The organism is Paraburkholderia oxyphila NBRC 105797, assembly GCF_000685075.1.
Classification (GTDB): domain Bacteria; phylum Pseudomonadota; class Gammaproteobacteria; order Burkholderiales; family Burkholderiaceae; genus Paraburkholderia; species Paraburkholderia oxyphila.
On record NZ_BAYD01000183.1, the window covers coordinates 1 to 11664 of the forward strand.

An 11664-nucleotide genomic window follows, 5' to 3' on the forward strand; every position below is an offset into this window, starting at 1 on the left:
TTAAGGCCAACGCACAAAAAACCCCCACCAAAACCGAGCCATAAAATGTTCAAAACACACACGAATATCACGCATGGCACATGCCAGACAGGCTGCAACCAAGGCTGCGCACCGCCGGCCCCCCCGCCTAGTGCAGGTAATAATCAACCTGATGACGCGCCTCCCGCATACCAGTAAGCGCCTCACGAACCCTCAGGTGCTCCGGATGATCCGCATAAGCCTCGAGTGCCGCACGCGACTCGAAATCCGTAACCAGCACCACATCGCAGGCGTAATCGACTGCGCTAACATCGATCCCCACTTCAAGCGCCACCATACCGGGAATCACCCCCCGAAGACTTTCGAACTCCTTCTTGACGTACGAAGCCGTTTCACGGCGCTCCTCTGCGGTTCGACCCGCGACACGCCACATCACGATGTGCCTGATCATGCTCATGCCCTTGTAAATAGACTCAAAACGACCGCATAGCCGGAAGACTTCTCCTCCGCCAGCGACTCCTCCACACTATATTTTCCGCCCGTACAATTTAAAACCACGATATGCCCTTCTCGTGAGAAGAGAAATAGCCCCGCAGAAGAACTGTCCTCCGCATGGTGGAAGAATCACCCCAAGCTCATCCTCTTGGCACCTGGCATCTCCAACCATCATTTTTCCACCTACCGGAAAATTGTTTTCGCGCTCACGCATATTTTTCCTTCACGAACGCCGCTAGAGTGCGGGCATGACCGCTCAACGATGAAGCCGGCAAAGAGATACGTGGAGGCAGCAATGCGCAATATCAGCGAAGACACCATTACCCAAGCCGCCCTTGCAGCCATGAGCGGCTGCAAGAATCCCAGACTACGCACCGTCATGACCAGTCTCGTGCAGCATCTGCACTCCTTTGCACGCGACATCGAACTGACCGAGGACGAGTGGCGCTATGCCATCCAGTTCCTGACCGACGTCGGTCATATCACCGACGACAAACGTCAGGAGTTCATACTGCTTTCGGATACGCTCGGCCTCTCGATGCTGACCACGACGCAGAACAACCGTAAGCCGCCGGAATGCACGGAGGCCACGGTGCTGGGACCGTTCTTCGTGGAAGGCGCGCCCGAGTACCAGAATGGCGAGGACGTATCCAATGGCGCGGCCGGTCTGCCGTGCTTCGTCTCAGGCAACGTTCGCGGCCTCGACGGCGAGCCCGTGTCGGGCGCGGCGCTCGAGATCTGGCAATCGGACGAAGACGGCTACTACGACGTCCAATACGCGGATCCACAGCAGGAGGAGATCGAATTTCGGGCGCGCGCCCGTCTGCGCACGCTGGCCGACGGCCGCTTCCACTTTCGCTCGATCCTCCCGGAGGCATATCCGATCCCGCACGACGGCCCGGTGGGAAAGATGCTCGAAGCGCTCGGACGACACCCGTGGCGTCCCGCACATCTGCACTTCTGGATCAACGCGGCCGGCTATGAGCCCCTGATCACCCATGTCTTCCGCAACGGGGACCAGTACCTCGATTCGGACGCCGTCTTTGGCGTGCGCTCCACCCTGGTGGCGGACTGGGTCGAACACGCCCCGGGCGTGGCGCCCGATGGTACGCACATGGACACGCCGTATTACACGCTCGACTATGAATTTGTCCTCAACCCGGTCGCGCAGACGGCGTGACGCCGGCAACTTTCCCGATCAACCGAACTTCGAGTTCCATCGTGCCCACATCTGACTTCGTTTATAACGGCCGCGCGACGCGGGTCGTGTTCGGCAGCGGATCACGCGCTCATCTCGAACGCGAACTGCTGGCGCTGGGCGCGCAGCGTGCATTGGTCCTGTGCAGCCCTGAGCAGCATGCACTCGGGGCATCGGTGGCCGAACAACTGGCTAGCCGATCAGCGGGTCTGTTCGATCGCGCCGCCATGCATGTGCCGGTCGAGCTCGCACTCGAGGCGCGGGTGACAGCTAGCTCGCTGGGCGCCGATTGCATCGTCGCCGTGGGCGGCGGATCGACGATCGGACTCGCCAAGGCCATCGCGCTCGAATCGAGCCTGCCCATTCTCGCGATGCCCACCACTTACGCCGGAAGCGAAATGACGCCCATCTACGGGCTCACCGAGGCCGGCCAGAAGCGCACCGGAACCGACATTCGTGTCCTGCCGAAGACGGTCATCTACGATCCGGACCTCACGCTGACGCTGCCCGTAGCCCTGTCGGTCACGAGCGGCATCAACGCCATCGCGCACGCGGCAGAGGGACTATATGCGCGCGACGCCAATCCGCTGACGAGCCTGATGGCCGAGGAAGGCATCGCGGCGCTCGCGCGCAGCTTGCCCAAGATCGTCGCGAAGCCCGACGATCCGGCCGCGCGCGCCGACGCCTTCTACGGCTCCTGGCTGTGCGGCGCCGTGCTCGGCAGCGTCGGCATGGCCTTGCATCACAAGCTATGTCATACGCTGGGCGGCAGTTTCGATCTGCCGCACGCGCCAACGCACACGATCGTGCTGCCACATGCGCTAGCGTACAACGCCGAGGCTGCACCGGAAGCGATGAAGCGCATCGCGAAGGCCGTTGGGCATGAAAACGCGGCGCAAGGCCTGTACGAACTCGCACGCGCAAACGGCGCACCCACTGCGCTGAAGGACATCGGCATGCGTGAGGACCAGCTGGACCGCGCCACCGACCTCGCGTGCAGCAATGCTTACTGGAATCCGCGGCCGCTGGAACGTGACGCAATTCGCGCATTGCTGCAGCGCGCATTCGAAGGAGCCGCGCCGAAGCCGTAATGCTGCGAGTCCCCCGCGTTTATCGGAGACGTTGCAATGAAGTTGCTGCACATCAATTCCAGTATTCTCGGAACCCATTCGGTTAGCCGCTTGCTCTCCTCAAAAATCGTCGAACAGGAAAGGAGACTGCACCCCGCTCTCGACGTGGTGTACCGCGACCTTGCATGCGATTGCGCGTTGCACTTTTCGGCCGCGCACATGGCCGCGCGCGCCGGTGAAACGCTCGAAGGCGCCGAACTCTGCAGCGATCTCGAACTAAGCGAGGATTATCTGGATGAACTGTTCGAGGCCGATATCATCGTCATCGGCGCGCCGATGTACAACTTGACGGTTCCATCGCAGTTGAAGGCATGGATTGACCGCATTGTCATAGCGGGCGAAACCTTCACCTATGACGAAACCGGTGAGGTCCGGACACTGCTCCCATCCGGCAAAAAAGTCATCATTGCTTCGACTCGCGGCAACGTCTACCTGGCCGACACCTCGACGGCGGCGCTCGAGCACCACGAGAGCTTTCTGAGAGGCGTATTTTCGTTCCTCGGGTTACGCGACGTGACGGTGGTCCGCGCTGAGGGCCTTGCGCTCGGCGCCCGCACCCGCAACGCCGCGATCTGCCACGCACAGGTCGAAATAGCCGCCCTCCGGCCTTGACGGTTTCGGCCGAATTCCATCTCCCGGAGCGATGGATCCCATCGAAAAAACCAGGCTATTCAGATGGTCATTCGAGGCCTATCGTGCAGCTAAACGGCAAACATATCGTCTGCCACTTCGGAGAGAAATTCCATGAAACTGCTGCACGTAGATTCGAGCATCCTCGGCCCCGGCTCCGTTAGCCGCGATTTGTCGGCGGATGTTGTTGCGACCTTCAAGGGCCGCCAACCCGACCTCACGGTCACGCGTCTGGACCTGGCCGCCACGCCCATCGGCCATCTCACGGCTGCACACCTCGCGGCCGCACAAGGCGCGCCCGTCGACGATGCATTGAAGGCCGACGTCGCCATCGGGCTGGCCGCGCTCGAAGCATTCCTGGCCGCCGACATCGTGGTCATCGGCGCGCCGATGTACAACCTTGGCATCCCCTCGCAGCTGAAGGCCTGGATCGACCGTATTTCCGTCGCCGGGAAGACGTTCCGCTACACCGAGCAGGGCCCCGTCGGCCTGTGCGGCGGCAAGAAGCTGGTCATCGCCTCGTCGCGCGGTGGCGTGTACAGCGGCGGTGCGCCCGCCGCTGCATTCGATCATCAGGAAACCTATCTGAAGGCGGCCTTCGGCTTCCTGGGTATCACCGACATCACCTTCATCCGCGCCGAAGGTGTCGCGATGGGTGAGGAAGCACGTAATGGCGCCATCGCAACGGCGAAGCAAGAGACCGCTGCGCTCGCCGCGTAAGCTAAAATTTGAATAGCAACCCTGCGCGCGCAAGAAACTGATTCGGCGTCGATGACGGCGCCACCTCGTTGATTTGCGCGACCGCCGGCGCTCCGTACGAATCGATGCCCGACGCGTGCTGGTAGACGCCGATCACATACAGCGTCGTCCGCTTCGAAAGATAGTACTGCGCGCCCAGGTTGACCTGCTGATACTTCGCGCGCGGCGCATCGGTATACGTGTAGCCAAGCCCCACATTGAACGCCGGCGTGAACTGGTACTGGCCGTTCGCCTCGTAGTTGTTGAAGACCGCCTGGCCGAGATACGGCGTATTCAGCGTCTGGGCGACGTCCTCGAAGCGCGTGTTCGTGTACACGAAGCGCAGCGTCGCGTTGCCGATTGCGTAGGTCGCGCCCGCCCCCCAGATCTGCAACGTGCTCGCGGACTGATAGCCGCCCCAGATGGGCGTCGGCAGCGCGGTGGCAAACGGTGCGCTCGGCGAAGGGCTCGAGGTCGCGCCGAGCAGCCCGACACCGGGGTCGTTGATCTTTTCGTAGGCCGCGGCGAAGGTCACGCCGCCAAGCACGTAACGCCCGCCGACACTGATCACGCGGTTCGCCGCGAAATCACCCGGCACGCCGCCGAAGCCGTACAGCACCGCCATCGAAAAGCCGTGGAAATCGGGCGTCTTGTATTTGATGGCGTTGTTGATCCGGTAGGTATCGTTGAGGTTGTCGACGTCCGCCGCGTGCGCGCCGAGATAGCCGGCGAAGTTGTCGCCCGCTTCTAGCAGCCCCAAATACTCGCCGCTCAGCTCGTCGTATTGACGCCCGAGCGTGAGCGCGCCGAAACTGCCGCTCAAGCCCACCAGTGCCTGGCGCCCGAACAACAGCCCGCCCTGTCCCAGGCGGCCGGTATTCGAATCGTAGCCGTTCTCCAGCGTGAAGAACGCGTTCGTGCCGCCGCCCAGATCCTCGGTGCCCTTGAAGCCCAGACGGTTGCCGAACAATGTGCCCGACACCATCTGAACGGCCTTGCCGCCACCCTCGTTGCTCACGTAGTTCACGCCGTCGTCGATCGTGCCGTACAGCGTGACCGAACTCTGTGCATGCGCACTCATGGAAAAGGCTGTCATCAGGCCGGATACGACCGCAACTCTGAGTTTCATCACGTCTCCAAATTTGAGATTGTTTTCGTCGCGCCGTGTCGCCGCGTGACTTTCTAGCTTCGTCAACAAAATCTCACTCCGGGTTATTAATTAGATTTCCTGATTAAATGGGAAACATCCATAACCCGTCGCGCCCTGCCTCCAGCTCGTGGCTCGGTCCCTTCCGCTCCAATCAGGCGTTCGCGAGGCCCGTGAGCGCCTGCACCAATGCAACCCGTGTTTGCGCCCAGACCGCCCCCTTCCATTCGTCGTGGTCGCAATAGAACGCGTCGCGAATCTGGCGAAGGATGGCGTGCCGCTGCGCGGCCGGCGCATCCGGATGGCGAAGCAGCCAGTGCCTCGCGCGCAGGCGGTAGATCATTTCGTCGAAGGGCAAGGTTCCGAATTCGAGCGCGATCAGGCCGAGTGCCGTGTCCGGGCACTCGTCATAAGCAATCGAGGCGACCGGTCCCGATACGACCGGCGATTCCGATTCGTCATCGAACGGCGCGAACACGTCTGCGCCCCACCACGAGCGGGCGCGCGCGAGGTCGGCGCTTACGTTGCGGCCCGCGTAAATCTTCTCGCCGTGGCCGCGCGGACCGAGGCCCGTGTGCGCGTCGATCCATGCGACCTGTTTCATGCGGGCCGCGTGCGCGCGCAGGATCGTGCGCATCGTGCGGTTGTTCCAGGTGGGCGCGCGGCCGCCGTAGAACATGCCGCCCGGCATCGCGTACTGCCCGCCGCTCAGCGCGCGGTGATACGCAGGCATGCCATGGCGCGCGATATACCCGCCGAGCGCCCGCTCGTGCTCCTGTGAAGGCGGCCACGCGTCGGGCAGCACGAGCGGATCGATCTCCGCATACGCGTCGTTCGCGGGCAGCGGCGCGTCGAAGTCGATATGGTTGCGGTTCAAATCGACGTTGTCCTGGTTCGTGCGCTGCAGATGCGAGAACCCGTACGGATTGACGGCGTGGATCAGCAGCAGCGCAATGCCGGACTTGTCGAGCCGCGCGATCAGGTCGTCGTCGTGCAGCGTCGCCACCTGGCAGCCGGAGCCGCAAAAGCCTTCCGGCCCGTGCGTGCCCGAGCTCAGGATCAGCATGCGGTCGGCGTCAGCGGCGCCGAGCGATGCAGTGTCGATCGACAATCTCTCGCCCAACGCACCGGTGTAGTGCGGCAGCACGAACGATTGAGTCGTGGCGCGGCGGCAGGCGGCGGCATCGAGAAACTGCTGGCGCGCCTCGACGTAGCTGCCGGAAAAGTGGGGGATAACGGAAGTGCGATTCATGGCGTGGCTCAGATCTTCGAACAGGAGGGAATGCTGGATTCGGCGGCTGAATCCATGTTTTCGCCGGTGCGGTCCTTCAGGTACGGCAGCCCGAGCAGCGACACCAGCGCGGTCACGATCAGATACCAGGCGGGTGCGAGCTTGTCGCCGCTCGCCTTCACGAGCCAGGTGCTGATGAACGGCGCGAAGCCGCCGAACACCGCCACGCCGACGCTATAAACGAGCGACATGCCGGTTGCGCGCACGTCTTCGGGAAACATCTCGGGCAAGATCGTGATGCTCGGCACGGCCTGAATCGCGAGAATCAAGGTCAGCACACCGACGATCGTGAACAGCACCGCCGGCGTGGGCGACGCCTTCAGCCAGGCGAATGCCGGGTAGATGAACAGTACGAGCGCCACACGGCCGAACAGAATGAGCGGCTTGCGTCCGATGCGGTCGGAGCAGCGGCCGACCCACGGCGCGATGACGAGCGTCAGTGCGCCGGTCAACGCGGCGGCGGACAGCGCAAACGCCGGACGCATCCCGAACTCGCGGATCGCGTAGGTCGGCATATAGAAACTGACCACGTACGAAGCGCCGGTGCCGCCCATCGTGATCACGATGGCGACGATGGCCGCACTGCCGTGTTGCTTGCACACCGTCGCGAGCCGCCCCTCGCGTGGCGCGCGCATGCTCGAACGCGCTGGGGCTTCGCCGATGTGCGGGTCTTCCAGCTGTTGGCGGATGTACGCGCCCACCGGCGCGATCAGCGTGCCGAGCGCGAACGGGATGCGCCATCCCCAGCGTTCGAGCGCTGCGGGGGTCAACGCGAACGACAGAAGCGCGACGACCAGCGCTGCCGCCAGCACGCCGAGCCCCTGGCTCGCGAACTGCCAGCTCGCCATATAGCCGCGCGTTTGCGGCTTGGCCTGCTCGACGAGCAGCGTGGTCGATGCACCGAACTCGCCGCCTGCGGAGAACCCCTGGATCGCGCGTGCGACCACGATCAGGATCGGCGCGGCCACGCCGATCTCGGCATAGGTCGGCATCGCCGCAATCAATGCGCAGCCGAGCGCCATCAGGAAGATCGTCAGCACCATGGCCGGCTTGCGTCCCGCGCGATCGGCATAGGCCCCGATCACGACGCCGCCGAGCGGCCGCATCACAAACCCGACTCCGAACGTGCCCACCGCCAGCAGGATCTGGCCGTAGGCGTCGAAAGTCGGGAAAAACAGCTTGCCGACGATGAAGGCGAGAAACCCGTAGACCGTGAAGTCGAAATACTCGAGCGCATTGCCGATCGTGGTCGCGGCAATCGTCCGACCAATGTGGGCTTCGCGCGGGCGCTGGGGTTGCATGATGGGGGCGTCTCCTTCGATCGTGCTCATGGGTTCAGGCATCGTGAGCGCAGTCTAGGTACGCGGGTGTTAACTGAAAAGACAAAAATCTTTTATGCTTGTTTCCATCTGGTTTACACCCATGCACACATGAGGCGCCATGAAACCCAACCAGTTGCACGCATTCGTGGCTGTCGCCACCGAGATGAGCATCCGCGGCGCCGCGCGCACGCTGGGCGTGACCGCGCCCGCCGTCACGAAGATCATCCGGGAGCTCGAGCGCGAGATCGGCGCGCCGCTCGTCGAGCGCAGCGTGAAGGGGATCGTGTTGACCGAGTACGGCGCCGCGCTGCTGCCGCGCGCGCGCCTCCTGCTCGACGACATGCGCCGCGCGCACGACGAGATTGCGCAACTGCGCGACGGCAGCGCCGGCCGTATTCGCATTGCGGTCAGCACCTCGTTCGCGCAGACCGTCTTCGTGCCCGCCTACAAGCGCTTGCGCGCACAGCGCCCTGGTGTGGCCGTGCACGTGAGCGAGTCCGGGCTGCCGGGGATGCTCGCGCGGCTGCACGAAGCGCAGGTCGATTTCGCGATCACGCACATCGACCCGCAGGCGCTCGGCGAGGACTTCGTCTGCGTGCCGCTGGCGCCGGTGCAGCTCGTGCTGGGCGTGCGCAACCGGCATCCGTTGCGCAACCGCCGCAAGATTCGCGACTTCCTCGACGCGGAATGGGCGCTGCCTGGCGACGACGGCCCGACTTCGTCGACGCTGCGCCTGTTTGCATCGCTCGGGCTACCGGTGCCCACACGCGTGATTCACGGCGATTCGATCACCGCGGCGCTCGCGCTCGTCGCGCAAATGGACGTGGTGGGCTTTTTCGTCGAGCCGCTCGCCGACGACATATTCAAGCGCGCAGGCATTCGCCGGCTCGAACTCGACGACGCGCTGCCGGTCATGCAGATTTGCGTGATCCAGCGCCGCGGCAGTCAGCTCACACCCGCCGCGCTCCAGTTCATCGAGTGCGTGAAGGAAGCGCTGGGGACAAGCAGCTAGATATCGGGCACGGACCTGCCGCTGGCTCAAAGCACACCGCGCCGATGTGCGCTCCCTCACGAAGCATGATGCAAATGCATCATTGCCCGCGATGCCTGAACTCCGCACTATCTCTAGAACGGGATCCACAACACGGCAAACCACGCGATTCGATCCTTGTTGTACGACGAACACGAGACAAGCGGCAGGCATAACAACGTCACACCATCGCGCTGAACGATGTCCGGCCTCGTACCCGCAAAGCCGCCGCGTACGACGCCTTTCGTCTTATCTGGAGATGCACATGAAGATGCCGACTGCCCTCCTTGTCGCCTTCGTTCTCTCTTCGACAGCGTCAGCCGAGGACAACCCCGCACAGCCCGCAGCCGCGATGACTGCACAAACCGAAGCGACCGCGGCGACGACCGCCGCGCCCGCCCCAGCACCCCAGGCTGCGGGCGCCAACAAAATCTGCCGCATGACGCACGGCTGGACCTGCCATCTGCACGACCAAAGCCTCGAGCCGGGTGCGAACTGCCTGTGCGGCGATCACCACGGCGTGGTCGACGTCCAGTAACGCGACCTTCGAACGGCCACACGGCCACACCGCCACCTGCAAAGCCCGCCTGTCCCAAGGCGGGCAACCCTCGCACATCGAGCCCAGCGATCATGAACGCTCCCCTGTCCACGCTATTCCTGCACGGCGGCCCGGGACTCTCGTCGATCGCCGAACGCGATCTCTATGGGCACACGCTGCCGGTTCACTGGTGGGACCAGCCGCGCTCGGTCGTGCTGTTTGCGCGGCCGTTTGGTGCGCTCGTTGAAGCAGCGGAAGACGAGATCCGCATGCTCGCCGATACGTCTGGCGGCCCGATCGATCTGCTCGCGCATTCGTTCGGCGCGCATCTCGCGCTGCGGCTCATCGCGCGCGTGCCCGCCCATGTCGGCAAGCTGCGGCTGCTTGCGCCCATCTACGACATCGGCGATGCCTTCGTGCGGCTCGCGACGCGGCTGTTGACGCTCTCGCCGGCCTCCGAGCCGCTGCTGGCCGCGCTCGCGGAATTCAAGGCGACCAGCGACTACGCGCGCTTCGCGCGGCTCGCGGTTCAGGTCACAAGCTTTGCAAACCTCTTCGAGCTTTACTGGGGCGCGGGGACGAACACGCGCCGGCGCTGGTATCTGGACCTGCTCGCGCGCCAGAACCTGGTGGACCCCAGCGCGTTCGAGGTCATCGTGCGCGACTTCTGGGCCGACCCGCTGCCACCTCTCGAGCCGGTGGCGAGCGTGCAGAAGGTGCAGCTCGTTTTCGGCCGAGAGGATCCGCTCATCGATCTGGACGCGGAGCGCCGCACGTGGATGCAGCTCTTTCCGCACGCGCAATACGTCGAGCTCGACACGGGCCACTTCGTGCACCTGGAAGCACCGGCTTCGCGCTGGTGGAAATCGATCTAATGACCGGCACGCCTGAGCTGCTGCACGAGTTCGGCATTCGAATGCACACCGGCACGCTCGTGTATTGCCTGCAGATGATTGCGAACCGTGGCGGGCGCGATGGCCAGCGAACGCGCGATCTCCTTGTGCGTGAGGCCCGTGGTAACGAGCTTCGCGACTTCGAGTTCGCGCGGTGAAAGCGCATCCACCGGCACGCGCGCACGTGCGCGAACGAACACTGCGTCGCGCACCACTTCGGTGAAGAACAGCGCGGCTCGCCCGTGAAAGCTCGACTGGCCACTGGTGGCCGCGAGCCGCGTGAGAATCGCCGGTAATGCACGATGCGCGAGGGACGGCCATTCCTCGCGCAGCAGATCGCGAAAGTCAGGCTCGACGAACAGAAAATCGCCACCCGCATCGCAAATCGCCATGGACCACGCCGCATCGCCGCGATGCGGCCTGATACGTTCCATCTGGAGCACGAGGCTCGTTTGCAAGGCCTCCATCAGATGCGGAAACACGAGTTCGAGGGTTCTGCGCTGCGACTCGTCGAACGGTTTGTCATCGTATGCGCCGTACAGCGAGATGGCCTGGCGCAGACCGTCCTCGCCGGATTTGCAGCCGATGATCAGGCCGTGCATATGGCGGTAGCGGTGCACATACTTCAACAGGCCCGGACTGCGCTCGTGCGCATAGACCACGGAGAGGGGAAGGTTGGCCACGGTGCCGAGATGTTCGAGGCACCACGCGGCGGCACAATCGTGTTCGCGAACGGCTTCGTAGTCCTTGAGGGACTCGGGCGAGTCGTTGTAGAGATAGGGCTCGTGATAGGCCGCGCCGCGCGCGTCGTGACGCGCTGTGCCCCAGCGTGCCGCGTCGAATGGCACGAGCGCTTTGAGCAGCTTGAGCGCATGTTCCTGAAAGGCATCGAAAGGCACTTCGCGTGCCGCGCCATGCAACGAAAGAAGAAAGCCACTGAGTTCGTTCATGGCTGCCTCCGCTTTCTGATCTTGCTTATTGCCCCCGGCTGAAAACGGAAGACATCAGAATCAAATTTTTTTGCTTTTTATTTTGATAGCACAGAATTCGTGGGTATCCAAGGGCGTTGGTGTTTGTCTGGATCTCGTTGAGGGGCAAGAGGTGCGAGAGGTGCGCGTGGCTCGCGCGGGAATTCCAGCGATGTCGCTGTCTGCAGACTTTTTAATTTGGCTATTTAGAATGTGTTTGATTAAAAGATTTTGATGGTGTGTTGGCAGACTGGTTGTGTGTGTGCCGGGGCTCCTGGCCCGTTGGCCTTAACTTGTTTTCGCGG

General features: G+C 63.3%; 12 protein-coding genes. 7 read left to right on the forward strand and 5 right to left on the reverse strand.

From position 1 onward, the window contains the following. Positions 1 to 127 precede the first annotated feature (127 nt). Positions 128 to 430, reverse strand: a complete 303-nt coding sequence (locus BO1_RS46700) for a Dabb family protein (RefSeq protein ID WP_028223453.1) — start codon at positions 428 to 430, stop codon at positions 128 to 130. A 339-nt stretch (positions 431 to 769) separates the two neighbouring features. Here BO1_RS46700 and BO1_RS46705 point away from each other — a divergent pair, with 339 nt between their 5' ends. From BO1_RS46705 to BO1_RS46720, 4 genes are all read left to right on the forward strand, one after another. Further along, positions 770 to 1654 (forward strand): intradiol ring-cleavage dioxygenase, encoded by an 885-nt coding sequence (locus BO1_RS46705; RefSeq protein ID WP_028223454.1) that lies wholly within the window; start codon positions 770 to 772, stop codon positions 1652 to 1654. Positions 1655 to 1695: 41 nt separating this feature from the next. Continuing rightward, the gene (locus BO1_RS46710) at positions 1696 to 2763 is read left to right on the forward strand and encodes a maleylacetate reductase (protein ID WP_028223455.1); all 1068 of its coding nucleotides are present in this window, start codon (positions 1696 to 1698) and stop codon (positions 2761 to 2763) included. A gap of 36 nt (positions 2764 to 2799) precedes the next feature. Then, positions 2800 to 3414, forward strand: a complete 615-nt coding sequence (locus tag BO1_RS46715; RefSeq protein ID WP_028223456.1) for an FMN-dependent NADH-azoreductase — start codon at positions 2800 to 2802, stop codon at positions 3412 to 3414. A 132-nt stretch (positions 3415 to 3546) separates the two neighbouring features. Further along, positions 3547 to 4152, forward strand: a complete 606-nt coding sequence (locus BO1_RS46720; protein WP_028223457.1) for an FMN-dependent NADH-azoreductase — start codon at positions 3547 to 3549, stop codon at positions 4150 to 4152. A gap of 1 nt (position 4153) precedes the next feature. Here the strand turns inward: BO1_RS46720 and BO1_RS46725 are convergent, their stop codons facing one another. From BO1_RS46725 to BO1_RS55730, 3 genes are all read right to left on the reverse strand, one after another. Beyond that, complete coding sequence (locus tag BO1_RS46725) at positions 4154 to 5299, reverse strand: porin (RefSeq protein ID WP_043289102.1); 1146 nt, start codon at positions 5297 to 5299, stop codon at positions 4154 to 4156. Between the two features lie 172 nt (positions 5300 to 5471). Then, positions 5472 to 6569: a M14 family metallopeptidase gene (locus BO1_RS46730; RefSeq protein WP_028223459.1), complete on the reverse strand. Its 1098-nt coding sequence runs from the start codon at positions 6567 to 6569 to the stop codon at positions 5472 to 5474. Positions 6570 to 6577: 8 nt separating this feature from the next. Then, positions 6578 to 7909 (reverse strand): MFS transporter, encoded by a 1332-nt coding sequence (locus BO1_RS55730; RefSeq protein ID WP_043289103.1) that lies wholly within the window; start codon positions 7907 to 7909, stop codon positions 6578 to 6580. A 139-nt stretch (positions 7910 to 8048) separates the two neighbouring features. Between BO1_RS55730 and BO1_RS46740 the strand changes: the two genes are divergently transcribed. From BO1_RS46740 to BO1_RS60520, 3 genes are all read left to right on the forward strand, one after another. Then, positions 8049 to 8942, forward strand: coding sequence for a LysR family transcriptional regulator (locus BO1_RS46740; protein ID WP_028223460.1), 894 nt, complete (start codon positions 8049 to 8051; stop codon positions 8940 to 8942). 283 nt (positions 8943 to 9225) lie between these two features. Then, a complete protein-coding gene (locus tag BO1_RS60515) occupies positions 9226 to 9498 on the forward strand; it encodes a hypothetical protein (RefSeq protein WP_028223461.1) in 273 nt (90 codons plus the stop codon). Between the two features lie 92 nt (positions 9499 to 9590). Beyond that, positions 9591 to 10373, forward strand: coding sequence for an alpha/beta fold hydrolase (locus tag BO1_RS60520; RefSeq protein ID WP_028223462.1), 783 nt, complete (start codon positions 9591 to 9593; stop codon positions 10371 to 10373). On the opposite strand, the gene BO1_RS46755 is transcribed toward BO1_RS60520, so the two are convergent. After that, positions 10370 to 11341: a helix-turn-helix transcriptional regulator gene (locus BO1_RS46755; protein ID WP_028223463.1), complete on the reverse strand. Its 972-nt coding sequence runs from the start codon at positions 11339 to 11341 to the stop codon at positions 10370 to 10372. The genes BO1_RS60520 and BO1_RS46755 overlap by 4 nt on opposite strands. Positions 11342 to 11664: the final 323 nt, after the last annotated feature.

Excerpts from the sequence above, each read along its gene's own strand:
- BO1_RS46700 (WP_028223453.1), bottom strand. The coding sequence starts at position 430 with ATGATCAGGCACATCGTGATGTGGCGTGTCGCGGGTCGAACCGCAGAG.
- BO1_RS46705 (WP_028223454.1), top strand. The coding sequence starts at position 770 with ATGCGCAATATCAGCGAAGACACCATTACCCAAGCCGCCCTTGCAGCC.
- BO1_RS46715 (WP_028223456.1), top strand. The coding sequence starts at position 2,800 with ATGAAGTTGCTGCACATCAATTCCAGTATTCTCGGAACCCATTCGGTT.
- BO1_RS46720 (WP_028223457.1), top strand. The coding sequence starts at position 3,547 with ATGAAACTGCTGCACGTAGATTCGAGCATCCTCGGCCCCGGCTCCGTT.
- BO1_RS46725 (WP_043289102.1), bottom strand. The coding sequence starts at position 5,299 with ATGAAACTCAGAGTTGCGGTCGTATCCGGCCTGATGACAGCCTTTTCC.
- BO1_RS46730 (WP_028223459.1), bottom strand. The coding sequence starts at position 6,569 with ATGAATCGCACTTCCGTTATCCCCCACTTTTCCGGCAGCTACGTCGAG.
- BO1_RS55730 (WP_043289103.1), bottom strand. The coding sequence starts at position 7,909 with ATGCAACCCCAGCGCCCGCGCGAAGCCCACATTGGTCGGACGATTGCC.
- BO1_RS46740 (WP_028223460.1), top strand. The coding sequence starts at position 8,049 with ATGAAACCCAACCAGTTGCACGCATTCGTGGCTGTCGCCACCGAGATG.
- BO1_RS60515 (WP_028223461.1), top strand. The coding sequence starts at position 9,226 with ATGAAGATGCCGACTGCCCTCCTTGTCGCCTTCGTTCTCTCTTCGACA.
- BO1_RS60520 (WP_028223462.1), top strand. The coding sequence starts at position 9,591 with ATGAACGCTCCCCTGTCCACGCTATTCCTGCACGGCGGCCCGGGACTC.
- BO1_RS46755 (WP_028223463.1), bottom strand. The coding sequence starts at position 11,341 with ATGAACGAACTCAGTGGCTTTCTTCTTTCGTTGCATGGCGCGGCACGC.